The 24,194-nt window shown below is 64.9% G+C and carries 20 protein-coding genes and 4 pseudogenes; 13 read left to right on the top strand and 11 right to left on the bottom strand.

What is annotated here, in order from left to right; all coding sequences use genetic code 11:
• Positions 1 to 16: 16 nt before the first annotated feature.
• Positions 17 to 1,285, bottom strand: a complete 1,269-nt coding sequence (locus tag AC1Q7H_RS06885) for an MFS transporter (RefSeq protein WP_211979620.1) — start codon at positions 1,283 to 1,285, stop codon at positions 17 to 19.
• 108 nt (positions 1,286 to 1,393) lie between these two features.
• Here AC1Q7H_RS06885 and AC1Q7H_RS06890 point away from each other — a divergent pair, with 108 nt between their 5' ends.
• Positions 1,394 to 2,281 (top strand): LysR substrate-binding domain-containing protein, encoded by an 888-nt coding sequence (locus AC1Q7H_RS06890; protein ID WP_211979619.1) that lies wholly within the window; start codon positions 1,394 to 1,396, stop codon positions 2,279 to 2,281.
• A gap of 105 nt (positions 2,282 to 2,386) precedes the next feature.
• Here AC1Q7H_RS06890 and AC1Q7H_RS06895 read toward each other — a convergent pair whose 3' ends face one another.
• Both AC1Q7H_RS06895 and AC1Q7H_RS06900 read right to left on the bottom strand, forming a co-directional pair.
• Positions 2,387 to 2,563, bottom strand: a complete 177-nt coding sequence (locus AC1Q7H_RS06895) for a hypothetical protein (RefSeq protein WP_211979618.1) — start codon at positions 2,561 to 2,563, stop codon at positions 2,387 to 2,389.
• A gap of 127 nt (positions 2,564 to 2,690) precedes the next feature.
• Positions 2,691 to 3,575 (bottom strand): LysR family transcriptional regulator, encoded by an 885-nt coding sequence (locus AC1Q7H_RS06900; RefSeq protein ID WP_013952059.1) that lies wholly within the window; start codon positions 3,573 to 3,575, stop codon positions 2,691 to 2,693.
• A gap of 201 nt (positions 3,576 to 3,776) precedes the next feature.
• Between AC1Q7H_RS06900 and argC the strand changes: the two genes are divergently transcribed.
• On the top strand, positions 3,777 to 4,730 hold the full coding sequence (gene argC, locus AC1Q7H_RS06905) for an N-acetyl-gamma-glutamyl-phosphate reductase (RefSeq protein ID WP_211979617.1): 954 nt from the start codon (positions 3,777 to 3,779) through the stop codon (positions 4,728 to 4,730).
• Positions 4,731 to 5,010: 280 nt separating this feature from the next.
• Here argC and AC1Q7H_RS06910 read toward each other — a convergent pair whose 3' ends face one another.
• Positions 5,011 to 5,976, bottom strand: coding sequence for a Bug family tripartite tricarboxylate transporter substrate binding protein (locus AC1Q7H_RS06910; RefSeq protein WP_211979616.1), 966 nt, complete (start codon positions 5,974 to 5,976; stop codon positions 5,011 to 5,013).
• Positions 5,977 to 6,008: 32 nt separating this feature from the next.
• On the bottom strand, positions 6,009 to 6,989 hold the full coding sequence (locus AC1Q7H_RS06915) for an amidohydrolase family protein (protein ID WP_492381069.1): 981 nt from the start codon (positions 6,987 to 6,989) through the stop codon (positions 6,009 to 6,011).
• Positions 6,990 to 7,012: 23 nt separating this feature from the next.
• Here AC1Q7H_RS06915 and AC1Q7H_RS06920 point away from each other — a divergent pair, with 23 nt between their 5' ends.
• On the top strand, positions 7,013 to 7,207 hold the full coding sequence (locus AC1Q7H_RS06920) for a hypothetical protein (RefSeq protein ID WP_492380003.1): 195 nt from the start codon (positions 7,013 to 7,015) through the stop codon (positions 7,205 to 7,207).
• Here the strand turns inward: AC1Q7H_RS06920 and AC1Q7H_RS06925 are convergent.
• Both AC1Q7H_RS06925 and AC1Q7H_RS06930 read right to left on the bottom strand, forming a co-directional pair.
• Positions 7,179 to 8,210 (bottom strand): annotated as a pseudogene (locus AC1Q7H_RS06925) (IS110 family transposase); the annotation flags it as partial. The gene AC1Q7H_RS06920 and the pseudogene AC1Q7H_RS06925 sit on opposite strands and share 29 nt — an antisense overlap.
• A 151-nt stretch (positions 8,211 to 8,361) precedes the next feature.
• On the bottom strand, positions 8,362 to 9,870 hold the full coding sequence (locus AC1Q7H_RS06930; RefSeq protein ID WP_492381070.1) for an integrase catalytic domain-containing protein: 1,509 nt from the start codon (positions 9,868 to 9,870) through the stop codon (positions 8,362 to 8,364).
• A 242-nt stretch (positions 9,871 to 10,112) separates the two neighbouring features.
• Between AC1Q7H_RS06930 and AC1Q7H_RS06935 the strand changes: the two are divergent.
• The 4 genes and pseudogenes from AC1Q7H_RS06935 to AC1Q7H_RS06950 all read left to right on the top strand — a co-directional run.
• Positions 10,113 to 10,622, top strand: a pseudogene (locus AC1Q7H_RS06935) (IS21 family transposase); the annotation flags it as partial.
• 301 nt (positions 10,623 to 10,923) lie between these two features.
• A pseudogene (locus tag AC1Q7H_RS06940) lies at positions 10,924 to 11,505 on the top strand (transposase); the annotation flags it as partial.
• A 273-nt stretch (positions 11,506 to 11,778) separates the two neighbouring features.
• Positions 11,779 to 12,045, top strand: coding sequence for a PepSY domain-containing protein (locus AC1Q7H_RS06945; protein WP_492380158.1), 267 nt, complete (start codon positions 11,779 to 11,781; stop codon positions 12,043 to 12,045).
• A gap of 25 nt (positions 12,046 to 12,070) precedes the next feature.
• Positions 12,071 to 12,586: pseudogene (locus AC1Q7H_RS06950) on the top strand (cytochrome b/b6 domain-containing protein); the annotation flags it as partial.
• A gap of 93 nt (positions 12,587 to 12,679) precedes the next feature.
• Here the strand turns inward: AC1Q7H_RS06950 and AC1Q7H_RS06955 are convergent.
• On the bottom strand, positions 12,680 to 13,618 hold the full coding sequence (locus AC1Q7H_RS06955) for a LysR substrate-binding domain-containing protein (RefSeq protein WP_013952049.1): 939 nt from the start codon (positions 13,616 to 13,618) through the stop codon (positions 12,680 to 12,682).
• A gap of 149 nt (positions 13,619 to 13,767) precedes the next feature.
• Here AC1Q7H_RS06955 and AC1Q7H_RS06960 point away from each other — a divergent pair, with 149 nt between their 5' ends.
• The 4 genes from AC1Q7H_RS06960 to AC1Q7H_RS06975 all read left to right on the top strand — a co-directional run bounded on the left by AC1Q7H_RS06960 (position 13,768) and on the right by AC1Q7H_RS06975 (position 19,625).
• On the top strand, positions 13,768 to 14,967 hold the full coding sequence (locus AC1Q7H_RS06960) for a fumarylacetoacetate hydrolase family protein (RefSeq protein WP_492380159.1): 1,200 nt from the start codon (positions 13,768 to 13,770) through the stop codon (positions 14,965 to 14,967).
• 133 nt (positions 14,968 to 15,100) lie between these two features.
• On the top strand, positions 15,101 to 16,432 hold the full coding sequence (locus AC1Q7H_RS06965) for an MFS transporter (protein ID WP_211979613.1): 1,332 nt from the start codon (positions 15,101 to 15,103) through the stop codon (positions 16,430 to 16,432).
• Positions 16,433 to 16,467: 35 nt separating this feature from the next.
• Entirely contained in the window at positions 16,468 to 18,072 is a 1,605-nt protein-coding gene (locus AC1Q7H_RS06970; protein ID WP_492381071.1) for an aldehyde dehydrogenase (NADP(+)), read from the top strand.
• Entirely contained in the window at positions 18,069 to 19,625 is a 1,557-nt protein-coding gene (locus tag AC1Q7H_RS06975; RefSeq protein WP_211979611.1) for a UxaA family hydrolase, read from the top strand. Before AC1Q7H_RS06970 ends, AC1Q7H_RS06975 begins: the two co-directional genes overlap by 4 nt.
• 22 nt (positions 19,626 to 19,647) lie before the next feature.
• Here the strand turns inward: AC1Q7H_RS06975 and AC1Q7H_RS06980 are convergent, their stop codons facing one another.
• The 3 genes from AC1Q7H_RS06980 to AC1Q7H_RS06990 form a co-directional block, all read right to left on the bottom strand.
• Positions 19,648 to 19,965, bottom strand: a complete 318-nt coding sequence (locus AC1Q7H_RS06980; RefSeq protein ID WP_492381072.1) for a cupredoxin domain-containing protein — start codon at positions 19,963 to 19,965, stop codon at positions 19,648 to 19,650.
• Positions 19,966 to 20,024: 59 nt separating this feature from the next.
• Complete coding sequence (locus AC1Q7H_RS06985; RefSeq protein WP_211979610.1) at positions 20,025 to 20,549, bottom strand: DUF4142 domain-containing protein; 525 nt, start codon at positions 20,547 to 20,549, stop codon at positions 20,025 to 20,027.
• 153 nt (positions 20,550 to 20,702) lie between these two features.
• Positions 20,703 to 21,941 carry an NADH:flavin oxidoreductase/NADH oxidase family protein gene (locus AC1Q7H_RS06990; protein WP_492381103.1) on the bottom strand — a complete coding sequence of 413 codons (1,239 nt, stop codon included), beginning with the start codon at positions 21,939 to 21,941 and terminating at the stop codon, positions 20,703 to 20,705.
• A 78-nt stretch (positions 21,942 to 22,019) separates the two neighbouring features.
• On the opposite strand from AC1Q7H_RS06990, the gene AC1Q7H_RS06995 reads away from it, so the two are divergent.
• On the top strand, positions 22,020 to 22,493 hold the full coding sequence (locus tag AC1Q7H_RS06995; RefSeq protein WP_013952041.1) for a MerR family transcriptional regulator: 474 nt from the start codon (positions 22,020 to 22,022) through the stop codon (positions 22,491 to 22,493).
• A gap of 216 nt (positions 22,494 to 22,709) precedes the next feature.
• Positions 22,710 to 24,104, top strand: coding sequence for a hypothetical protein (locus AC1Q7H_RS07000; protein WP_492381073.1), 1,395 nt, complete (start codon positions 22,710 to 22,712; stop codon positions 24,102 to 24,104).
• Positions 24,105 to 24,194: the final 90 nt, after the last annotated feature.

The raw sequence follows: 24,194 nt of genomic DNA on the forward strand, positions 1-24,194 counted from the left end.
TGACTGGAAACGTCGGTCAGTTGCTGGGACGATCGCCAGCCCGGGGAAAAAGCGGCCACGCCGTCGCCGCGCAGGCCCCCGCCAGGAGCCAGACGCCGGCCCAGCCGCCGCGATCGAGCAGTAGCGGAATCGCCGCAGGGGCAGCGAAGTACGCGGCAAAGACCAGCGTATTGGCCAGGCCGAGGGCCGTACCCGCCCGCTCCGCGCCCGCCTGCGTCGCCAGTTCGGTGTAGGCAACCCCATGCCAGGCCGAAACCGCGATGCCAGCCAGCACGACCGCGACCATGGTCAGCGTCGCAGGAACACTCTGCCCGACCGCCGCGCAGAGGGCCAGCGGCACGAACATCAGCGCGGCGATCAGCGTGCAATGGCGCAGCCATACACGGCGGTTGCCACGCCGATCGGTATGGCGGCCGCTCCAGATCCGCATCGCCATCGCGCCAAGCTGCACAGCGCAAAGGGTGGCGGCGATGCCCGACACACCCACATGGGCCGCATCGTGCAGGAACACCGAGGCGAAGCTCAAAACCGCGAATTGGGGTGCGCACAGGATGCCGATGGCCACGGCAATGCACCAGACCCGCAGGCTGCGCAACGGGCTGGCATTGTCGTGCGCATGGCGTTGTGCCGACGTGGGGGAAGCGAGATGCGTGGGTTCGTGCAGCCATCGCCAAGTCAGCCAGGCAGAGGCAAAGCAGAGCGCGGCCAGGACTGCGTACACCCAGCGAAAGCCCATGGCAAAAGCCAGCCACGGCAACACGAGCGCTCCTAGCGCGCCGCCCAGGGGCACCGCCGTCTGGCGGATACTCATCGCCAGGCCGCGCTCGCCTTCGGCGAACCATCGCATCACCGCCCGCCCGCTGGCCCCGTTGACGCTGCCGCCCGCCAGTCCCAGCAGCGCCATGCAGGCCATCGCCACCGGCAAGGGCGGCACGCGATCCGGCCTTGGGGCCAGAAACAGTGCCATCACGGCCAGTATGACAGCGGTCGCGCCGAGCCCGTACAGCAGGACGCGACGGTCGCCCCACCGGTCGGCCGCTGCGCCCCATGGCAGTTCGGACAACGCGGCGCCGATGCCCAACGCACCAAGCAGCAGGCCAAGCCCCCCGTTGTCGATCTGATAGGCGCTGCGCAGCCACACCGCGGTGGCGGGCAAACCGTTGGCTGCAGCGATGAAGCTGGCGTTCGCGGCAACGCCGACGCCCAACACTTTCCAGCGATGCGAAGCGGCGGAGGCGGCGAGGGAATTACCACCAGGGCGGGGAAAACAGACGGACTCGGCCACGACGGCCCTCCGATAAGGCAGTTGACAGAGCGTCAGTATTGCAACCAATATTCGTCTTGAAAATCAGAAAGTTTTGGACCAATTGTTTCGTTTTTCCGCACGATTGCCATGGCGTCGAATCTTGATATTGCCGCGCTGCGCAGCTTGATCGCCGGCATCGACCTCGGCAGCTTCGCGCGCGCTGCAGAGCAGGTCGGCCGCTCCACTTCGGCCGTCAGTGCGCAGATTCACAAGCTCGAGGACATGGCCGGCACGCCGCTGTTTCGCAAGGCCGGCAGGACCCTGGAACTCACTGAGGCGGGGAGTCTGCTGCTTGGTTACGCGCGCAGAATGGTTGCCCTGAACGACGAAGCTGCCGCGGCCGTGCGAGGGGTGGACCTGTCCGGCGGCGTGCGATTGGGACTGCAGGAAGAGTTCGGCGAGGCAATGTTGCCAGAGGTGTTGGGGCGGTTTGCGCGAGCACATCCGAAGGTCCGGGTCGAAGCCATGGTGGCGCGCAATCACGATTTGTTCGCCCGCATCCAGGCGCGGACGCTGGATCTCGCGCTGGTCTGGGGTAGCGCGGATGGCGCTCGGACGGCAAGAGAACCCGGCGCCGATATCGCCGTGGTCGGCGAACCACCGATGTGCTGGGTCGGACCGGCTGCGCTGCCGTGGCACATCGTACCTGGCGAGCCGATACCACTGGCGGCGTTCGACCGGCCCTGCCATTTCCACGATGCCGCCACGGCGGCATTGGACCGCGCCGGAATTCCCTGGCGCGTCTCGTTCACCAGCCCCAACCTTGGCGGCCTGTGGGCCGCAGCGGCAGCCGGACTTGGGTTGGTAGTCCGCACGCCCTACGGCTTGCCGGCATCGCTGCGGCAGCTTGGGGCTGCCGAAGGATTGCCGCCGCTCGGCAAGATGCCCCTGATGCTGCTGCGCGCGCCGGGGCCCGCGTCCGAGGTATCACAACGCCTGGCCGACATCATGCTGCAGGCGTTGCGTCCGGTGTGATGGCTTGTCACGCCCTATTGGATCGGCTCCCGGGCAGATCACCACGGCAACGGCGATGCCGCCATCGACGACATCCTGTTCGCTTTCAGCGACGGTTGCAGGTGCCTACTTGCCGCCGACGCCGACCTTGCCGCGCCCGACCTTTCGATGCGGCACACTGGGGCGCAGCCTCTTCCTGGAGTCAGCCGTCAACGTGACGTGCTCCGCAGGGTAGCGGGTCGTCCTGTGCGGCGCGGCCTGATAGGCGGAATGGCCCGGATCGATGCGCTTGATAGCGGACATGACTGACACCTCCTCAGAGGATTCTAGTCCGAAACGGCACGGCGCTTATGCCGCCCGTCGCTAGCAGCCCAGGCTGGCTGCACGCCTACCCTCGGCGCCGCAGCACCGATAGCGCAGGCCAATGGCGCTACCCCGCCCGCAGCGCCCACAGGGCCTCCAGTACGTATTCCGTGGCACGTTCTACCCGTTCCCCGCTGTGCGCCAACCCCAGTCGCCGCCACAACGCCGGCCGCAGCGGCCGCATCACTACGCGCGCATCCGGCGCCGGCGTGGTGACCTCGTGTGGCAGCAGGGCCGCGCCATAGCCGGCCGCCACCAGGCTCTTGATGGCGTCGTTGTAGTTGAGCTGAATACGCGGCGCCGGCCTGTGGCCACCGCTGGCGAACCACTCGGCGGTCAGGCGCGACAGGCGCGTGGTGCCGTCATTCAGGATCAGCGGGCGCGTTGCCAGCCAGGCCGGCGTGATGCGCGCCGGGCAGGGCCAACTCGCTGGCAGGAAAGCCCGTACCGGATCGCGCCGCCAAGGGCGGATGGTCAGCCCCGCCACGCGCGCCTGTGGTAGTGCCACCAGACCGACCTCCAGCGTGCCGGCGGCCAGCCGCGCCAGCGTCTCCTGCGAGGTAAGCACAGCCACCTGCACGTCGATATCGGGATGCCGCTCCGCCAGCATGGCCAGCGCCTGCGGCAGCAGGTGGGCGATGGCCCCGGTCGAGGCGCCGAGGCGCACGCGGCCGGTCAACCCTTGCACCTGACGCTGCACGTCGTCCAGCGCAAGGTCGGCATCGGCCAGCAGGCGGCGGGCGCGATCGACCAGTGTCTCGCCAATGGACGACGGACGCACCTCGCCGCGCCTACGCGTCAGCAGTACCGCACCGACGCGGGCTTCCAGCTCGGCAATGTGAAGGCTGACGGTGGGCGGAGCCAAGTGCAACGCGCGCGCAGCTTCGGCGAAGGAACCCAGATCGGCGATGGCGACGAGGGTACGCAGGCGGTCCAGGCTGATCTCGCGCATGGGGCGGAACTCCGGTTAAGGGCGTATCTGCTGACGAGGATATCGTTCAGGAAACATGAATTTCATCGTCATGAAATTCAACTTCTTCGATTCTATCCGGTGGCGCAAGATGGCGCTTCCTGTAACCGGCCGCACCAACGTAGAGCTGATGCTGCACCGGCCGGGGCCGCCACTTTCACGCCACGTCCAAGGATCCATCCCATGCGCTACCCTCTTGTTTTCATCGACGGCGACCAGGGCACCACCGGCCTGCAGATCCACGAACGCCTCCGCGGACGCGACGATCTGCGCCTGCTGACACTGCCCGCCGGCCAGCGCAAGGATGCGCGCGCGCGCGCCGACGCCATCAACGGCTGCGACATCGCCATCCTGTGCCTGCCGGACTCCGCCGCACGCGAGGCGGTGACGTCCATCGTCAACCCTGCAGTGCGTGTGATCGACTCCAGTTCGGCACACCGCACGCAGCCCGGCTGGACCTACGGCTTTCCGGAGATGGCCGCCGGCCAGGCGCAGCGCATCGCGGGCGCGCTGCGCGTCAGCAATCCGGGCTGCTATCCCACCGGGGCGATCGGCCTGCTGCGCCCCTTGGTGGAGGCCGGCCTGCTGCCGCACGACTACCCCCTCGCCATCCACGCGGTGTCGGGCTATTCGGGTGGCGGCCGCACCGCCGTCGATACCTACGAGGGACCGCAGGCCACCCGGGCCCTGCCCTTCCAGGTCTATGGCCTGGGCCTGGCGCACAAGCACACGCCTGAAATCCAGCAGCACGCGGGCCTGGCACGGCGCCCCGCCTTCGTGCCGGCCTACGGCGCCTTCCGGCAAGGTATCGTACTGACGGTGGCGCTGGAGTTGGACCTGCTGGCATCCGGCACGGACGTCGGCAGGCTGCACGCCTGCCTGCTCGACCACTACGCCGGCGCCCGCCATGTCGAGGTGATGCCGCTAGCCGAATCGGCCGCCGCCACTCACCTCGACCCGCAGGCACTGAACGGCACCAACGCCCTGCGCCTGGGCGTGTTCGCCAACCGCGAGCACGGGCAGGTGCTGTTGGCAGCGGTGTTCGACAACCTCGGCAAGGGTGCTTCGGGGGCGGCAGTGCAGAACCTCGACCTCATGCTGGCCGGGGTGGCGGCGGAGGTTCGCCGGGCCGCCTGAGGCACTACCCAGCGTCGAAATAAGAAGCGGGCCGGCAGCTTCCCGGCTTCCGGCCCGCCTGGTGCGATCGGGTCAATCAGGCGTGATTCGGCGCGTCAGTGAATCTGCATGCCACGCATGGCGTGGATGCGTTCGTGATAATTCTGCATGCCCTCGTACTGACGCAGTAGCACCGAGCGAATTTCCTCTGGCATGTCTCTCGTCAGCGCCGAGCGGTACTCGCGCCTGGCGGCCCTCTTCCTCGCGCTCGCACAACTGCAGCACCGCGTCGACGGCAACGTCACTCGGCCTTGTAGCCCGATGCTTTGATGGGCCGTTCCCAGCGCCTGAGCTCGGCGACCTGGGTCTCGCCGAGTTGCTGCGGGCCGGCGTAGTTCGCATTCGGGCCGATCTCGCGGACGCGCGCCTGGAGATCGGGCGCCTTGAGCACTTCGGCGATCGCGTCGGACAGGCGCTTGACCTTATCGGCCGGCAGGCCTGCCGGGGCGAACAGGCCGACGAAGGCCTCCGCTGTGGCATCGATTCCGGACTCCTTGAGCGTGGGCACGTCGGGCAGCGCCGGCGATCGCGCGTTACCCGTGACCGCGAGGATGCGCAGGCGGCCCGCGCGGTGATGCTCGATGGTCTCCGATATCGTGTCCACCATGATAGGAATCTGTCCGCCCAGCAGATCGGACACCGCCGGCGCGCCGCCCTTGTAGGCCACGTGCGTGAGCGGCACGCCTGAGGCCTGCGACAGCAGCACGCCCGCAAAGTGGGGCACGGTACCCGCGCCCGAAGTGCCGTAGTTGGCGCGGGCCGGGTTGGCCTTGAGCCAGTTCAGCACCGCGCGGATGTCACCGGACGGCGCCACCGGACCCGCCGTCACCGCAAAGTCGAAGGTCACCACACGCGCGATGGGCGTGAAGTCCTTCACCGGGTCGTAGTTGAGGTTATAGAGCCATGGCGAAATCACCAACGCGCCGCTGGGCGAAATTACCAGCGTGTTGCCGTCGGCCGGCGCGCGCTTTACTTCCCCAAGCACCAGCCGACCGCCAGCTCCGGGCTTGTTCTCGACGACCACCTGCTGGCCGAGCGGCAGGCGCAGGCGCTCGGCCAGCAGCCGCGCCACGACATCGACCGAGCCGCCGGGCGCGAAGCCGACCAGCAGCTTGAGGGGCGGCTTGTCCTGGGCGAGGGCGCCCATGGGCAGCACGGCGGCCAGCGCCATGGTTGCAACCCGATTGAAAACGCGTCGCTTCATCATGGTGATGAGTCTCCTTGGTCAGCCGAAGTCGATCAGAAGCCGAATACTCGCTTGGCATTGCCCGAACGCACGGCGTCGCGCTGCGCGGCGGACAGCCGCTCGGTATTGGCGAAGGACCCGCGCGTGTCGTGAACCCGGTGCGGCCAGTCTGTGCCGAACATCACGCGGTCGGCGCCGACGACGGAGATCAGGAACTCCAGCGAAGCCGGACTGTACGAGATGCAGTCGTAGTGGATGTGGCGCAGGTAGTCGATGGGCGTGCGCTGCATCTTGCGCCGCTGGGGGATCTCGACCTCGTGGCCCTTCCCGAAACGGCCGGCCAGGTAGGGCAACGCGCCACCCGCATGCGAGGCGATGATCTTGAGGTTGGGGTATTGGTCGAAGAAGCCCTCGAAGATCATGCGCGTGATGGCGAGCGTGGTGTCGAACATGAAGCCCACGGACCAGCTCAGGTCGAACTTGGTCATGTCCATCAGGTCGGCGCCCGGCGGATCGGTGGGGTGCACCAGCACCGGCAGCGCGCGACGGTCGATTTCGGCCCAGATGGGTGCGAAGGCCGGGTCGGTCAGGCTGCGGCCGGCGATGTTGGCTAGCACCATGACGCCGCTCGCACCGTTGTCGCAGGTGCGCTTGAGCTCGTCGAGCGCGCGCTGCGGGTATTCCCACGGCAGCGAGGTGAACCAGCGCAGCCGGCTCGGGTGAGCCGCCTGCGCCTGCGCCAGCGAATCGTTGGATTCACGCGCCGCTTCGCAGCTGGTTTCCTCGTCGCCCCAGAACACATTGGGGCAAGTCAGCGACATGACTGAGATGTCGATGCCGGCCGCGTCCATGTGCTGGATGCGTAGATCGTAGTCGAAGTGCCCCTTCTGTGGGATGACCACGGGCGTGTCGCCACGGAATACCTCGTGCTGGCCGTCGGGGCGCTGCTGGATGTTGTAGAGGCCGCCCTTGCGCTTGAGCAGCTCCAGCCAAGGTTTTGTGAAGATGTGGGTGTGAACATCGATGACAGGCATCAAGGGGGCTCCTGTGGTGTGGAGTGACGGATGTTCGGCATCTGGGCAAGCGCGCGCTGGACTGGCACGAGCTCGCCACCATGGACTGGGTCCTGCCGCCCGCGGGCACGGCGCTGGGCGCCTCGGTGCTGGACCTGTTCCTGCACGTGGGCGAAGAGCCACCGGTGCCGGCCATCGAAACCCATTCGCTCAAGATCGTGGGCCGCATTGCCCAATGAGTGGCGAACCACGCCTCTTCAAGGCGTTGAGGTACAGGCCTTCGTCGTACCTGGTTCCTGTCTGCCAGCAGCGGTACAGGATACGTATCCATTTGAATGCTAGTGCGCGGACGGCCGCTTGGTACGAACTGCCCTTGGCCCGCTGTTGGCGGTAGTAGGCCCCAGCCCAGGACGATTTGTTGATGGTCTGTCCCGCCCATTCGACGAATGTCTGCCGCAGGAAAGTCGGGCATTGCCAGCGCCAATGCACCCAGCGCTTCTTACCGCTGCGCTCAGTGACTGGCGCAATGCCGGAGTACTTCTGCAGTTCCTCCGCCCCGTTGTAGCGATCACGTTGCTCACCAAACGCGGCTAGCAGCCGCGGCGTCAAATGCGGCCCGGCGCCAGGCAAACTATCAAATAGGTCGAAGTCAGGCAGTGTGCGTGCTATCCTCGCAATCTCCTTGTCGAACACGTCGATCGCTGCGAGCACTTTCCGTAGCTGAGCTACCAACATCAACGCGAGCAAGCGATTGGGTGCGACAACGCCGGGATCGTCCGTCATAGGCATAGCACCCCGGATAGACGCCAAACGCCTCTCGATTAGTTGGGCCCGTCGACAGTTGTGCGCATGGAAGAAGTCTTCGAGGGTCGTCCTCCGCGCGCGTTTGGCTGCTGGCAGCGTGGGCCAGCGAGTGAGGAAATCACAGAACTGTATGGTGTCAATGTCCTCAAACCATTCCAAGGCTTGAGGATAGTACTGCTTCAGAGCATGGGTCAGTCGGTTGGTGAATCGAATCTTATCGCCGACCAGTTCGCGACGCTGCTCAATCAAGCTCAGCAAAGAGCGCATATCAGCGCTCTGCGGATTAAGTGCACTGAACCGATCAGGATGACGAAGCAAAAGGTCAAGTGCCAACTCTGCATCGGTGGGATCGTCCTTGGCTCGGCTCGGTTTGAACGCCTCGCGGTACTTTGCGAGCATTGAGGGGTTGATCGGAAACAGCGTCAAGAATGAATGTCTGGGCGGCGACAATCATTTTGTCCGGCCGTGTTGCCTCACGAAGGAATGTTACCTGACGAATTGTTGTCGTTTCGCTTTCTTTCTTCTCTTCTTTCGTGGTTTGCCGGGCGCGGAGCGCCCGGCCCCCGGCGACTTTTAACTTTTCCGTAACTCACACTTCGGCTGACGCGTCAGCGGACTTTCGCAGGTCACCCAGAATTAGTTCTTTCACGCGCTCTGCTCGCCACGCCTTGACCCGGCGCTGCAGCGTTCGTAGTTGTGCCTTACTCGCGTACGCTTCTGGAAACATCGAGGCCAACCGATCCATCAATACGTTGGCCGGCACTGAGGGCTCTGCAATCAGCCATCCTTCGATTAGCGGCCACGCGTCGGCGAACGGATCCACCCGACTTCGCCACCAGTGCTTTGCCTTCGGATGCTTCCGGTGTGTTGGACGTGCCTCACCTTCCTTCCATGCCGAAGAAAGGCCGGCGAGGAAGACCGCAACGTCTGACTCACCGGCTGGCGCTGCTTCAGCACACACACCGTGAGCTGCGAACTCGCTCAATGTTTGCTGAGCCATTCGCATCTCCTGCAGCAGCCGCACAGGATCGAGGCCTTTGAACTGTGCCTTCAGCTTCTCCTTGATAGCGGGGGCGACGCTGTCGTGTGCCAGAAGCCGATCGCACGGCGTCGCCGGCGCTAAATAGACCTTGTGTACGCGCGCGCCGTCACGCGTCTTGGACTTCAGCTTGAACGAAGGCTGGAAGAAGTTAATGTATAGCCGCGATGAAGCGTACAGCTGCACCAGCGCGTTCGTGGCATCGACACCGCTCAGCCGGCCATAGCCGGCAAGCCTCCGCACGACGGCGCCGTTCTTCTGCTCCACCCAGGCCTGGTCGTTCTTCTTGTAGGCCCTCGAGCGCGTCTGCACAAGGCCACGGCCCTTGCAGTAGTCGAGGACGCTCTGGTTCATGAACGCACTGTCATTATCCGAGTCAACTCCAAGCATCGCGAATGGCAGATCGGCAGCCGCCTTCTCAAATCCTTCAATCACCAGCATCTGGTTACGTACTCGCATGGCCACACATTCTGTCCAGCCGCTGGCGATATCAGTCAGCGTGAGGGTGCGGACAAATTCACCGTCTATCTTCGATCCGCCGCAGTGTTCGACCATGTCGATCTCGAAGAAGCCAGGTGGTGGATCGCGCCAGTCGGCGAAGGTACGCACTGGAATGCTGCGCCGGATGCCCGAGCCCACTCCCGTACGCCGTTTGCGCTGCCCATCGATGTGCGCACGCGCATTGGCTAGCATGCGATCGATGGTCGCCGCGCTGATCTGCAGGAGTTTGGCCTTGACGACTGGATTCAGGTCGAGATGGCCGTGCCGCTCCATGGCATCAACCAGCTTCGGTATCAGCGCTTGTAGTCGCTTGCCGCAGACCCGGTCGGCAGCTTCCCACAACACTGTCAGTGCCTGGCGTACCGCTTCGTCATATAGCCGGTTGCGCTCGCTCGTCCCCTTTGCCGCGCCGGGCTTTTGTCGTAACAACCGGATGGCGTGTTTGCGGTGATACCCGGTCAAAGCCACGAACTCGTCGAGGATCCTGACCCGGTCACCGAACGTCGCGCTGCCATACCGCAATTGCAATGCTGCGACCAACTCCTTGCGTGTCGTCATGCTGATTTGCCTCGTCACCTCGTGCCGCTCCCGCCGGACAATCCGACGGGTAGCAAACTACGTGAGGCAACAGGTCAGCGCGAGTTGCAATTCTGATGAGTCAATGCGCCGGCGTAGCGACAATCATCTTGGCCGGTGGCGGGAACTCGGAGGCGGCGTAGCCGCCGGAGAGTTTCCGCCACCGGCGGCGCCGAGTTGGCCGGGTTCTACGATGGCTGATCGCATCAATAAGCGGTCAGTCCATGTCTGGAACCCGTATTACCGACCAACAGGTTCGCCTCTACATGTCCAAACGCAAACAGCATACCCAGGAGATTGCCGCTGCCAAGGCCGGCATCAGTGTGCGAAGTGCCCGGCGTATCGAACGTGATAGCCAACTGCCTTCGCAGAAGCCCCGCCGTTACTGGCGCTCGCGGCCCGATCCATTCGTCGAGGTCTGGGACACCGAAGTCGTGCCGATGCTTGCTAGCGAGCCGCGCCTGCAAGCCATCACCATTCTGCGCAAGCTTCAGGACGACCATCCCGACCAATACCCTGACAGCATGCGCCGCACGCTCGAACGGCGCATCAGCAAGTGGCGGGCTGTGTCCGGGCCAGCCAAGGAAGTCTTCTTCCCACAGGAACACGCACCGGGGATCCGGGCACTGTCGGACTTCACCGATATGCAGGCGCTGGGCATCACCATCTCCGGCGTTCCATTCCCTCACCGCCTGTATCACTTCGTGTTCGCGTTCTCTCGCTGGGAGTACGCCCTTCACTGGCGAAGCTGCCAGTCCCAAAGTATCGATGAAAGCGGGACGGACTACCTATAATGGGTCGGGAAGAAACAACCGGCGCCCTTCACACAGTTGAATCCGCAGCGGTGGCCGGATCATTCCCCCACTCTCAGCCGCCTCGCAGGTCAGCGATGAATCGGGAGACGGCAATTTCAATACGCCAGCCATCACTGAAAGTCTTGCGGAAAAGTTTTGCAACGCGCTAGACTTGGCTTGTCAGACCTGCAACAGGCTGATGTGGTGCCAGTACGATCGATTCGGCTGGTTCCCGTGTATGGAGGGCACGGTACGCATGCGTGTTTCGCCGCAGGCACGCAAGAAGTGTCCGGCGCTGCCGGAGTTCTGGCAGGCGCGGGCGATCCGCACCATCGATGCACGCGGACGTAGCCGAATTCTGCTGACTTCGCTGTTCGATCGCCGACGCTTCAAACCTGCTGATATCGTCGCCTGTTACGAACGCCGCTGGCAGATCGAAACGAGCTACCGGGAACTGAAGCAGTCGATGCTCGGCATGGAACTGACGCTGCGCAGCCGAACCGTCGATGGGGTATGCCAGGAAATCTGGGGCGCCTTGATCGCCTACAACCTGATTCGTCGCGAGATGGCCTGCGCCGCCCGAGAAGCGAAGCTCGCGCCGACCGACATGAACTTCGTGCGCGCCTTCCATGTCATCCAGCACGAGATGATGTGGGCAGCCGTCACGCCAGCCTACGCCAAATTGCCCGCCTGCCTGCGGCGCCTACGCGAGCGCCTAAAGTCGCTGCCCAGTGTGAAACGACCCGGCCGCTCATGCGACCGGGTCGTCAAATCCCGCCCTTCACGCTACGCCGTTCGCTTCCTCAATAGGGATCTTAACTGAACGGCATTACGCCACCGGGCGGGTTTTGCACTCTGGCCAGACGCGCGCTACCCACCGAAAGATCGGATGGCGCGAATAATCAGCAGTGCAGGAGCGTATGCGTACGACATGCCACCTATTCTGCCACGGGTTCCGATTGACATGCTGTTGATCACCCAGACGCCACAGGCCATTGCCAGCAGAACCTCAAGCCCCGCCAAGTAGTGCTGTCGCTGATTGCGAATCATTATTGGGTGCACTATGCTGATTGCTCCCACGATACGGAGACGTCTCATGCTTAGAATTGGCGCGCTGATGGCAATGGTCCTGGTGTCCGGTTCCGCGCTGGCCAGCGCGAAATGTCCCGCGCACCCCAAGAGCGATTGGATGAAGGAGAGCGATGCCCGCGCCAAGATTGAAGCGCAGGGCTACAACATCAAGAAGTTCAAGGTCGACGGGAATTGCTACGAGATCTACGGCACGACCACGGAAGGAAAGAAGGCGGAGATCTACTTCGATACCAAGACGCTGGACATAGTCAAGGCGGAAATCGAGAAGTAACACCGCACCTCCCTGCCGCCGCGCCATGAAGCCTTCGCGCCAGTCTGTCCAGATCTGGGATCCCATTGTCCGTTTCACGCACTGGGGCGTGGCGGCACTGGTGCTCTGGGACCTGTATGAGGATTCCGGCGGGCCGCTGCACCGCAACCTTGGCTACGCGGCCGCGTGCCTGGTGTTGGTCCGCGTAGAGTGGGGCATGGTGGGCAACGGTGCCGGGAATATCCGCGAATGGCTTCCCGGCCGCGGCGGCGTGGTTGCCTATGTCAAGGCCGCCATTGCCGGGCGTCCGCCCCGCCACCTTGGCCATAATCCGCTTGGCGCGCTGATGATGCTCGTGCTGTGGATCCTCATCCTTTCACTTGCCGCCACCGGCTGGATGTCGAGACTGGATATGTTCTGGGGCGAAGACTGGCCCAAGGAGCTCCATGGCATCCTCGCCGACGCGCTGTTGGCGCTGGTGAGCGTGCATGTTGTCGCCGCGATTCTGATGAGCCGGCTGCACAGGGAGAACCTGATCCTGTCCATGGTGACCGGAAGGAAACCGGCGGCGCCGGATCAACGCAAGCCATCTGCCGGGGACGGCGAACCGGCCAGCTCATCGGACCCGCCTGCTATCTCCGATCCCCGTGCCGTCTCACCGGGCCGCCGCCCGTAGCGCCGCCATGAACTGCAACATGGCCTCCGACGGCAGCTCATTCTTGCGGGTGACAATGCCGTAGCTCGACATGGCGCGCCGGATGGGCACCGGCACGTGTGACAGCATGCGTTCCGCGACGAAGCGCTCGACCACGGCGCGCGGCTGCAGCGAAAGCATATCCGTCGCCTGCAGCAGTTCCAGCGTGGAAAAGATTGACGGTGTTTCCACCATGCCGACCAGGCCCTGGATGCCTGCTGCCGCAATGGTTTCATCGAACAGTTGCCGGATGGCGGTGAGCTGCGGGTAAAGGATCCACGGCCATGCGCCGATGTCGGCAATTTCCAGCCTGGGCCTGTCCAGCAAGGGATGTCCCGGCCGGCAGACGACCCATACCGGCTCTGGCGACAGTGCCTCGAAATCGAAGATCGCCTGGTGCCGTGGCTCGGTCAGGCGCCCGACCATGATGTCCAGCTTCCGGTCTTCCAGCCAGACGGCGAGCTGGTCACTGCTCTGCTCGATCAGCTTGACGACCAGCCGCGGGCGCTGCTGCAGGATCTCGCGGATCGCCGTGGTCACCACCTGCGCGGCCGACGCCGAAATCGCGCCAACCGTGAGGTGGCCGTGCCCGCCGGCCCGCAGCGCTTCCAGTTCGCTCACAAACTTGCCGAGTTCGGCCAGCGCCGTCGATGCGTAGCGCAGCGCGAACTCGCCCAATTCGGTCGGGCGCATATCCCTTGGCAAGCGATCGAACAACCTGGCCTGCAGAGTGTCTTCAATGTCGCTCAGTATCTTCGTGGCAGCCGGCTGGGTGATATGCAGCTGCTCGGCCGCGATGCGCAGGTTGCGGCTGCGTCCCAGCACATCCAGCAGCTGCAGGTGCCGGAAGCGCAGCTTGGCTAGCACGGCGGAAGGGGCGGAAGCAGTTTGTCTGGCCATGAAGGGGGTAAACCCGGCTGAATCAATAACTAAACGGAATCGATTCTACCCAATAATCGATTGGATGTTTATCGGACTGCCACATAGAGTTCCACCCAACGCTGCGGTGGTCGCGGCGCTCATGACAACTACATCAGTGGAGACAATCGATGGCATTGCCGCTCACGCTCAGCGCTACGCAAACGCTTCCTGCCGACGGGCTGGCGGGGACGCTGGTCGGCCGCGCATGGATCCCGGCCGGTGACGGCGTTCCGGCCGGCCCGGCTGTCGTGGTCTTGCGGCCGGATGGTGTATTCGACATTTCCGATGTCGCCCCGACCATGAGCACCCTGCTCGAACAGGACGACCCGCTCACGGTGGTGCACAATGCGCCCGGGCGCTGGATCGGCAAGCTGGACGACCTGCTGGCCAACACGGCCGATCCGCACGGCAGCGACGGCGTGGCCCGCCTGCTGGCGCCATGCGACCTGCAGGTGATCAAGGCGGCAGGCGTGACCTTTGCCGGCAGCTTGGTCGAGCGTGTCATCGAAGAGCAGACCAAGGGCGACCCGCAAGGCGCCGCCGAGGTCCGCAACCGGATCCAGGCGCTGGTGGGCGAGCGCCTGTCCCGGATCCGGCCGGGTTCCCGCGAGGCGGGCGAACTCAAGGCCTTGCTGATCGAGCATGGCATGTGGTCGCAATACCTTGAGGTGGGCATCGGCCCGGACGCCGAGATCTTCACCAAGGCACCGCTGCTTTCGGCGCTTGGCACCGGTACGGAAATCGGACTGCATCCCGGCTCGGCATGGAACAATCCGGAACCCGAGATCGTGCTGGCCATCAACAGCCGCGGTGATGTGCTCGGCGCCACGCTGGGTAATGACGTCAACCTGCGCGACTTCGAGGGCCGCAGTGCGTTGCTGCTGGGCAAGGCCAAGGACAATAACGGCTCCTGCGCGATCGGTCCATTCCTGCGCCTGTTCGACCAGAGTTTCTCGCTCGACGACGTGCGGCGGGCGACGGTGGTTCTGCGTGTCGATGGCCTGGACGGCTTCGTGTTGTCCGGCACCAGCTCGATGGACCAGATCACACGCGACCCGCTGGAGCTGGCCGAGCAGGCAATGGGGGCGACCCACCAGTATCCCGATGGCGCCATGCTGTTCCTCGGCACGCTGTTCGCGCCGGTGGAAGACCGCGACACCGCGGGCGGCGGCTTCACCCACAAGGGTGGTGATCTTGTCACCATCTCCAGCCGCCAGCTCGGCAGCCTGGTCAACCGCGTGGGCCGCAGCGACCGTATCGCTCCGTGGACGTTCGGCGTACGCGCCCTGATGGCCAACCTGGCCGCACGTGGCCACACCACTTTCTGAACGGCGATTTCTGAACGGGCGCCACGGCGCCCCGCCCTGAACACCGCAGCAACCCTCGCGCAAGCAAAAGACGGGGATGCCGCAATCCATGACATGAGGCCGCGACGCGCGGCTTCGTACCGGAGACAAACCCATGCAGACTCAAGCTGCCAACCGCGATCCGCTCGCAAGCGCGGTAAGCAAGGCCCGCCTGCGCCTCGCGCCTTTCCTTGCACTGATGTTCGCGCTGTCAATGCTCGACCGCTCCAACGTCGGCTTCGTCAAGCAAGCCCTGATGGTCGATTCCAATATCGGCAACGCGGCCTATGCGCTTGGCGCCGGCATTTTCTTCATCGGCTATGCCGTCTTCGAAATCCCCAGCAACCTGATTCTGCACCGGGTCGGCGCCAGGGTCTGGCTCAGCCGCATCATGGTCACCTGGGGGCTGGCCTCGGCGGCCATGATGTTCGCGCATGACGAGACCTCGTTCTACGTGCTGCGCTTTATCCTTGGCGTCGCCGAAGCGGGCTTCTCGCCGGGCGTGATCCTGTACTCGACCTACTGGTTCCCGGCCAGCCAGCGCGGCAAGGCGCTCGGCGTCTACTACTTCGGCTTGCCGGTGGCACTGGTGCTGGGCGGGCCGGTCTCGGGGCTGCTGCTCGATGTGATGGGTGGCCAGCTGGCCCTGCGCAACTGGCAATGGATGTTCATCATCGAAGGCCTGGCGGCGTCGGTGGTGGGCGTGATCGCCTTCTTCTACCTAGTCAGCAAGCCGCGCGATGCCAAGTGGCTGAACGCCGACGAGAAGACTGCGCTCGAAGCCGCTATCACCGCGGAAGACAACCAGAAGACCGCGCATGGCCCGGCAACCGCACTGAGCGCGCTGGGCAACTGGCAAGTGCTGCGTTTCGTCGCCATCTACTTCGCCATCCAGGTCAGCGTCTACGGCGTCATCTTCTACCTGCCGACGCGTATTTCCGAGCTGACCGGCACGGCGATTGGTGCCAAGGTCGGCCTGCTCACCGCGATTCCGTGGCTGTGCGCGCTGGTTTCCCTGCGTCTGATCACCGGCATCGCGGACGCCAGGGGCAAGCAACGGGAATTCGCCATGGCCATGCTCGCGATGGCGGCCACCGGCATCGCACTGTCGACGCTGGGGCACGAACTGGTGCCCGTGCTGATGGCGTTCTGCCTGGCTACCGTCGGCTTTGTCGTGGTCCAGCCGCTGTTCTGGACGCTGCCCACCGCGTACCTGAGTGGCACCGCTGCGGCCAGCGGCATCGCCCTGATCGGGGCGCTGGGCAATCTCGGTGGCTTTATCGCGCCGACGCTGAAGACCGCTGTCGAATCCGCATTCCATAGCCAGCAAGCGGGCATGCTGGCCCTGGCCATCGCAGGCGTGGTCGGCGTGCTGCTGCTGATGAGCATCGGCGCACGGGCCCGCCGCGATTCGACGTTGCGGCTTGGCTCCTCCGAGGCGGCCTGACCGCGTCCCGTATTCCCTGCATCCAAACACCTGACATGACCATCCTCGGACTTCACTACATCGGCGGCGAACGCCGTGCCGCCGGCACCCCGCTGTACAGCGTTGACGCCGTGACCGGCGAGCGATACCCGGTCAGCTTCCACGAAGCCACCGGAGCCGAAGTTGCAGCAGCCGCGCTGGCCGCGCACCAGGCCTTCCCCGCATTCCGCGCCAGCAGCCCGGCCGAACGCGCCGCGCTGCTGGAAACCATCGCCGATGAAATCGATGCGCTGGACCAGGCGTTCATCGCGGCGGCCAGCCGCGAGACCGCCCTGCCGCCGGCGCGGCTGGAAGGCGAGCGCAAGCGCACCAGCAATCAGCTGCGCATGTTCGCGGCCACGGTATGGCGCGGTGACTTCCTCGATGTCCGCATCGACCGCGCGCAGCCTGCGCGCCAGCCGCTGCCGCGGCCCGACCTGCGGCAGTACCGCGTCGGCGTGGGTCCGGTGGCGGTCTTCGGCGCCGGCAATTTCCCACTCGCATTCTCGGTGGCCGGCGGCGACACGGCTTCGGCGCTGGCAGCGGGCTGCCCGGTGGTGGTGAAGGCGCATCCGGGCCACATGGTCACGTCTGCATACGTGGCCAATGCAATCGAACGCGCGATCGCGCGCAGCGGTGCGCCGGCGGGCGTCTTCAACATGGTGTTCGGCACCGCAGCCGCCGGCGCGGCACTGGTACGGGCGCCGCACATCAAGGCCGTAGGCTTTACCGGGTCACTGGCTGCGGGCCGGGCGTTGTTCGATCTGGCGCAATCGAGGCCGGATCCGATTCCGGTGTTTGCGGAGATGTCGAGCGTGAACCCGGTGTTTCTGATGCCCTCGGCACTGTCCGCTCGCGGCGCGCAGATTGCGCGCGAACTGGCAGCCTCGGTGACCTTCGGCTGCGGCCAGCTTTGCACCAACCCGGGGTTGGTGCTTGGCATCCGCTCGCCGGCATTCGATGCGTTCGTCGCCGAACTCGGCACGGCACTGGCGCTGGCCGAGCCGCAGCCCATGCTGGGCGCCGGCATCCGGGACAATTTCCAGCGCGGGCTGGCCGGCTTGCGCGAAGTCCCCGGCGTGGAAGTCCTGGTGTCAAAGCAAGCGGACGGCCGCATCGGCGGACATCTGCTGAAGGCCGATCGCAGCGTGCTGTTTGCGGAAAATCGTCCGCTGGAGGAGGAGGTATTCGGCCCGTCGACGGTGATCGTCGCGCTGGATTCCGAAGATGACTTCCTGGCCTTTGCCGAACGGATGCGCGGCCAGCTTACGGCCACGCTGATGGCCGATGACGGTGACCTCCATCACCACGCCGCGCTGATCGCGCTATTGGAAAGCAAGGTCGGCCGTTTGCTCTTCAACGGTTACCCGACCGGCGTGGAAGTCAGCGACGCCATCGTCCACGGCGGCCCCTACCCGGCTACCACCGATGCGCGCGGCACCTCCGTCGGCAGCGCTGCCATCGAGCGCTTCCTGCGCCCGGTGTGCTACCAGAACTATCCCGATTCCGTGCTCCCACCGGCCTTGCGCGACCGTAACCCGTGGCAGCTGCCGCGCCTGGTCGACGGCGTGCCGACACGCGCCGCGCTGCAAGGCGCGCACGATCTGGCGGCCGCAGCATGAGCGTCGTCCTGGAACAGGAAGCAGCAACCGCGGCCGAACTCGTCATACGGCTGCATCCGGATGACGATGTCGTCATCGCGCGTGCGCAACTGGTGGCAGGCGCGCGCCTCGGCGCAGGCCTGGTGGTGCGCGGCCTGGTGCCCGCAGGGCACAAGCTGGCAGTGCGCGCCCTTGAAGCCGGCGCGCCGGTGCGGCGCTACGGGCAGATCATCGGCTTCGCTACGCGTCCGGTCGCACCGGGCGAGCACGTCCACACCCACAACCTGGCCATCGGCGAGTTCGAGCGCGACTACGCGTTTGGTACCGCGACGCGCCCTGCCGCCGTGGCGCCGCAGCGCGCGCAGTTCATGGGCATCGTCCGCGCCGATGGGCGGGTCGGCACGCGCAACTACATCGGCATCCTTACCTCCGTCAATTGCTCTGCCACCGCGGCACGCGCCATCGCCGAGCATTTCCGGCGCGAGCTCAATCCGCAGGCGCTGGCAGACTACCCGAACGTGGATGGCGTGGTGGCGCTGACGCACGGGCAAGGCTGCGCGGTGGATGGCGAAGGCGAAGGCCTGGCGCTGCTGCGACGCACGTTGGCGGGCTATGCGCGCCACCCCAACTTTGCCGCCGTGCTGATCGTCGGGCTGGGCTGCGAAACCAACCAGATCGACGGCCTGCTCGACAGCGAGGGACTGGCGCGCGGCGCCGCGCTGAAAACCATGACCATCCAGGCCACCGGCGGCACGGCCCGTACGGTGGCGGCAGGCATCGAGCAGATCAAGGCGATGCTGCCCGACGCCAACCGGGTGCGACGCGAGCCCGTCGATGCCAGCCACCTGGTGGTCGGACTGCAATGCGGCGGCTCCGACGGCTATTCCGGCATCAGCGCCAATCCCGCGCTCGGCGCAGCCGTCGACCGGCTGGTGGCGCACGGGGGTACCGCCATCCTGTCGGAGACGCCGGAGATCTATGGCGCCGAGCATTTGCTGACGCGCCGTGCCGTCTCGCCGGAAGTCGGGCACAAGCTGCTCGACCGCATCCGCTGGTGGGAAGCCTACTGCGCGCGCATGAACGCCAGCCTGGACAACAACCCGTCCGCCGGCAACAAGGCGGGCGGACTCACCACCATCCTGGAGAAATCGCTCGGTGCCGTGGCCAAGGGCGGCACCACCAACCTGGTCGACGTATACCGCTACGCAGAGCCGGTGGAGGCGGCTGGCCTGGTCTTCATGGACACCCCTGGCTACGATCCGGTCTCGGCGACCGGACAGGTGGCCGGCGGCGCCAACCTGATCTGCTTTACCACCGGGCGCGGCTCCGCCTATGGCTGTGCACCGTCCCCGTCCCTGAAGCTCGGCACCAATACCGCCTTGTGGCAGCGCCAGCAGGAGGATATCGACATCAACTGCGGCACCGTGATCGACGGCACGCAGACGATCGACGCGCTTGGGGAAGAGATTTTCCGCCTCATGCTGGCGGCAGCGTCGGGACAGCGCTCAAAGAGCGAATTGCACGGTTACGGCCAGAACGAGTTCGTTCCCTGGCAGCTTGGCGCGATCACCTGACGGGGCATCCGCGCGGCTGGCGTCATTCGCCACTGGCCTTTGCATTCGACCCCACGCTGAGCGTGCCTGTCATGGTCGGATGCAAGGTACAGGTGTACGGGAACACGCCGGTCTTCCTTGCCGTGTACGTCCACGACTTACCCGGGGCGATGGCCTTGGAATCAAAGCCGCCGCCCGACGCGGTCACGGTATGCGGAAACGGGTCCTTATTGACCCACACCACAACGTCACCGCGCCGTACGGCGAGTGTCCGCGGTACGTATGCAGTACCGTCCATCAGCACGGTATGGGTAGCCGGCCGGCCAAGCGCCGGCCAACTGGCACAACTCCTCGCCACCATAAGCAGCGGAATCCAGGCAGCAAGCCGATGCCGGCTCCCGGTGCGATCCACGCGCTCTGTCACTTCTTGCCCAGCGAACCCTGGATTTGCTTGGCATGCTCAAGATGCGCCACGAAGGCCGGACGAACCTTCACCAGCAACGCCTTCAGCTCTTCGTTCTTGGCGCCGGGAATCAACGTCTTGTCCATCGCGTCGATCACGGCCTGGTGATAAGTCACCTCATTGTCGATATAGGCGCTATCGAACTCCGCACCCTTGAGGCCTTTGAGCTTGCTGAGATTCTTGTCGCCATCCGACTTGAGGCTTGTGCTGGTCGGATTGCCCTCTGGCTTCACCTTCAGCTTCTTTACCAGGGCGGTGGCCGACTTGTTGACACCGGTGTGATCCGTGATCATCTGTCGCGCGAACGCCTTCACGTCCTTGCCAGATGCCTTCCTTTTTGCCAATTTCCCGGCGTCGATATCGACCTGATTTGCTGTGACCACGATCGAGGCGATCTGCGCGTCGTTGACAGCATCCTGGGCAAACGTCGTGCCTGCCGAAAACAATATGGCCGCAGCCAAGGCGAAATTTGCAAGTTTCATGGCGTCACATCCTATTGTTCGAGTCGAAAAATAAGGAGTATAGAAAACTCTGTCACGTTGTGAACTAATTGTGTCGCGATCGCCTGCCCGGCGGTTGACGTCACGCCGCCCGCCTTGGCGCACGCGATTCCCGGTGGCCCCGCACAACCACCACTAACGGGCACCGGCCCGCTGCGTCGTCCATCGGCGATACCGCCGCGTCTGGCACGAAGTGGACAGCTGCTGCAACACTAGCGCCCTGACGGGCGAGATGCGTGGGTCCGTGACACGTCCCTCACTGAGCCGTTTGAGCTGGAACTTGACGACGGCCATATTGGCCAGGGAGCCCAGCGTCTTGTTCTTCCAGGTGATCGATCGCAGCGCGGGCGCATTGTTCTTTCCTGCATGCCAGTTGCGCGGCAGGTTCGGGTCGATGGACAGCGCTGTGGCGATGCCCGCCATGGCGATGCCACTGTCGATCACCTGTTCGGCCACGGCGCGGCGGCGGATGCCTCCGGTGACCATCAAGGGCATGCGCGCGACGGACGCGATGTCGCGCGCAAACTCCAGGAAGTAGGCTTCCCGGGCCAGCGTGCGGCCATCACGGGCTTGCCCCTGCATTGCCGGCGCCTCATAGCTTCCGCCCGACAGCTCGATCAGGTCGACGTTGAGCGGGTTGAGCATCTCGACCACCCGCCTCGCGTCATCGGCGCTGAAGCCGCCGCGCTGGAAGTCAGCCGAATTCAGCTTGACCGAGACCGCGAACCGGGGCGATACCGCGCTTCGTACGGACCGGACGATGCCGAGCAGCAGGCGCGCACGGTTCTCGATACTGCCGCCCCACTGGTCCTGCCGCTTGTTGGCGATCGGTGACAGGAACTGGCTCAACAGGTAGCCATGGGCCGCATGAATCTGCACCCCGGTAAAGCCGCTTCGTTCCGCCAGTTGGGCGGATCGTGTAAAGCGCTGCTGTACGTCGGCGATGTCCCGGCCGGTCATTTCCCTGGGCACGGGAAACTGCTTGGACAGCGCCCCGAGGTCCAGCGGAACGGCCGACGGCGCCAAGGTGGTCTGGCCGAGTGCCGCAGGCATCTGGCGCCCGGGGTGGTTGATTTGCATCCAGACATGGGCGCCGCCGGCCCGTGCGGTGCGGGCCCAATGCCGGAAGCGGTCCAGGCGGGTGTCGTCTTCCAGGACCACACCGTTGGGCCCGGTCATAGCACGGTGATCCACCATGACGTTGCCGGTCAGGATCAGGCCTGCCATGCCGTTGGCCCAGGCGTCGTACAAGCGCAGCAGCGCATCCGATGGGGCGTGGTCCGCATCCGCCATATTCTCTTCCATGGCCGCTTTGGCGAGACGGTTGGGAATCACAGCGCCGTTGGGCAGGGCAAGGGGTGTGAACAGCTTCATGGGAGGCATCCTGATTTGACCAGAGCCCGACTTTAAGCTTAAAGTCAACTTTAAGGTCAAGGCCTCTGGAGAATGCGGATGAAAATCGGAGAACTGGCTCGACTGAGTGGCATTGCCGCCTCACGCATCCGGTTTTATGAAGCGAGCGGCCTGCTCGAGCCCGCGCAGCGGCAAGCCAACGGCTATCGCGAATACGCGCCGGAAACGTTGACCAGGCTGGAGATCATCATGTGTGCGCAAGGCTCGGGCTTCTCCCTGGAAGAGATTCGAGCCATCCTGCCACCAGACCTGGACAAGTGGCCACATGACCAACTCCTCCAAGCCCTGCGGCGCAAGGTCGATGAGATCGAGTTGCTGGAGCAGCGTCTGGCGCAGAGCAAGCACCGCCTCGTCGCACTGATCGACGAGATCAACGGCACCAGGGAAGGCGAAGATTGCGAGGGCAAGGCCAGGCGGGTCCTGGAGCGAATGAATCAGGATGGCAACGGTGGTGCCCCGGCGGGTCTCCCAGGTCGTAGGACGAGGACGTCAAGAAAAGGAATTCCTCTGTAACGAGGCGTCAGGTTCGCCTATGCTGTCCAATGCGGCAGATGCAAAATCCGCACAGGTCCCATGGATCTGAAAACAAGAAGGGGGAAGTCCCCGGAACGGAAGGCGCCATCAGGATTGCGCTTTCCGTGCGCTTGCTTGGCCGAGTCACGGGGTGGTGACCCATCGCACACGAGGCATGTTGCCAGCTCGTGGGCGGGATACTCCGTTGACGACAACATGACAGACGCCTTCCTGTTTAGTAAGCCGTTCACGTTTCTCGCCTGCGCCGGCATGTCGGAAGTCAGGGAAGGGGTTGATGTACTGGAAGCCCTCCCCGGCCACTTGCTCTGGCTCGAGAACGAGGACTACATCCGCCGGGTCTACGTGCCCGATTTCCTGGAACAGAGCCGCGCTGCCCTTGAGGCGGTGATGCCGGGCGGGCCAGCGCAGATCGATGCCATGGCCGACGAGATCCGGCACAGCCCCCGCCTGATGCCGGATCTGCAGCGGCTCTCTCCGGAGATCGCCGCTGCCGCCCACTCGTACTGCTATTGGCGCTACAGCGCAGACGTGGTCGGGCGCGCGCAGGGCATTCCGCGCAGCGCCATCGAGCGCCAGTTCGACCGGGCGGCGCGACCTCGGGACGGCGCGCACAAGCTGCAATGGATCTGCCCGTGCTGCGACGGACCGGCGCACTATCAGGTCGACGGGCTGCTCGCCTCGCAGCGGCCGGCACGGCAGGGCGGCTTCTCAATCGAATGCGCACACTGCGGACACCAGGAACGGCTGTACGCCGGTTTCCTGCATGCGGGCCGCCTGGAATGCCGCTGCGCGCATTGCACGGGTTTTATCAAGACGCTGGCCGGCCAGCTGGCCAGGCCCGCGCGCAGGCTGTGCGCGGCGCTGGAGGACTATGCATGGATGCATGCTGTGGATACCGCGGCAGAAATCCGCGAACTCTGGGAAGCGTCATTGCAGATGCTGGCAAGCGGAGCCAGGCCGTCCGACAACACGATGGCATTCGCCCTGGCCATCCAGTCAGACAAGGCGCGCCCCATCCCGGACATTCTCAGCCAGATCGACCCGACGCTCGAAGGCCGGCTCGACAAGAATCCAAGGGCCTGGGTACTGCTGTGCGAGCTGCTGCGCGAAGGCGTGCTGGACGCCGACTGCGCGATCTATGACCATGACGGCCGCCAGCACGTGGCGCTTGAGCTTGCCCTGCTAGAAGACGACCAGGCAGCCGACAGCGCCACTGCGCAAGACAGCCTGGCTACCTTGCTGAAGGGCTACCAGCCACCGGAGCGCGATGCCTTCATCAACTGGCTGAAGGCGCTGAAGCGCTTGCGGCTTTGCACCGCCAGGTTCAATGCCGCCGTGGACGTTGCCTGGAAGCCCAACCTGGAGCATTGCCGCATCCTGACCGCGCGATGGTCTGACGGCCAGCCAGCGCCCGCCGCGCAGGCCAGCGCCGCATGGCTGCCGGCCGCGCCGCGCCCGCGCCGCCCGGAACGGCCGGTGTACCTGGACGCGGAGCTGGAGGCGGTGCAGTTGCTGAAGTCGCTGGGCTATATCGTCCTCAGTCCGGAGGAGATTCGCTCGCAACGAGATCCCATCGAGGATATGTTGTGAAGCGGCAAGCGCAGTCCCAGGGTGTGGGGAATCTTGTCCGCACTCCGATCATCTGCGAAACGTAGTTCGACTGCCTGAACCGCGAATGTG

It is taken from the genome of Cupriavidus sp. GW823-FHT06D04, from assembly GCF_058795055.1.

Coding starts and splice junctions, on each gene's coding strand:
- AC1Q7H_RS06970 (WP_492381071.1), top strand. CDS start 16,468: ATGACCATCCTCGGACTTCACTACATCGGCGGCGAACGCCGTGCCGCC.
- AC1Q7H_RS07000 (WP_492381073.1), top strand. CDS start 22,710: ATGACAGACGCCTTCCTGTTTAGTAAGCCGTTCACGTTTCTCGCCTGC.
- AC1Q7H_RS06890 (WP_211979619.1), top strand. CDS start 1,394: ATGGCGTCGAATCTTGATATTGCCGCGCTGCGCAGCTTGATCGCCGGC.
- AC1Q7H_RS06985 (WP_211979610.1), bottom strand. CDS start 20,549: ATGAAACTTGCAAATTTCGCCTTGGCTGCGGCCATATTGTTTTCGGCA.
- AC1Q7H_RS06895 (WP_211979618.1), bottom strand. CDS start 2,563: ATGTCCGCTATCAAGCGCATCGATCCGGGCCATTCCGCCTATCAGGCC.
- AC1Q7H_RS06980 (WP_492381072.1), bottom strand. CDS start 19,965: ATGGTGGCGAGGAGTTGTGCCAGTTGGCCGGCGCTTGGCCGGCCGGCT.
- AC1Q7H_RS06955 (WP_013952049.1), bottom strand. CDS start 13,618: ATGGCCAGACAAACTGCTTCCGCCCCTTCCGCCGTGCTAGCCAAGCTG.
- AC1Q7H_RS06900 (WP_013952059.1), bottom strand. CDS start 3,575: ATGCGCGAGATCAGCCTGGACCGCCTGCGTACCCTCGTCGCCATCGCC.
- AC1Q7H_RS06945 (WP_492380158.1), top strand. CDS start 11,779: ATGCTTAGAATTGGCGCGCTGATGGCAATGGTCCTGGTGTCCGGTTCC.
- AC1Q7H_RS06990 (WP_492381103.1), bottom strand. CDS start 21,941: ATGAAGCTGTTCACACCCCTTGCCCTGCCCAACGGCGCTGTGATTCCC.
- AC1Q7H_RS06995 (WP_013952041.1), top strand. CDS start 22,020: ATGAAAATCGGAGAACTGGCTCGACTGAGTGGCATTGCCGCCTCACGC.
- AC1Q7H_RS06915 (WP_492381069.1), bottom strand. CDS start 6,989: ATGCCTGTCATCGATGTTCACACCCACATCTTCACAAAACCTTGGCTG.
- AC1Q7H_RS06910 (WP_211979616.1), bottom strand. CDS start 5,976: ATGATGAAGCGACGCGTTTTCAATCGGGTTGCAACCATGGCGCTGGCC.
- AC1Q7H_RS06930 (WP_492381070.1), bottom strand. CDS start 9,870: ATGACGACACGCAAGGAGTTGGTCGCAGCATTGCAATTGCGGTATGGC.
- AC1Q7H_RS06975 (WP_211979611.1), top strand. CDS start 18,069: ATGAGCGTCGTCCTGGAACAGGAAGCAGCAACCGCGGCCGAACTCGTC.
- AC1Q7H_RS06960 (WP_492380159.1), top strand. CDS start 13,768: ATGGCATTGCCGCTCACGCTCAGCGCTACGCAAACGCTTCCTGCCGAC.
- AC1Q7H_RS06965 (WP_211979613.1), top strand. CDS start 15,101: ATGCAGACTCAAGCTGCCAACCGCGATCCGCTCGCAAGCGCGGTAAGC.
- argC (WP_211979617.1), top strand. CDS start 3,777: ATGCGCTACCCTCTTGTTTTCATCGACGGCGACCAGGGCACCACCGGC.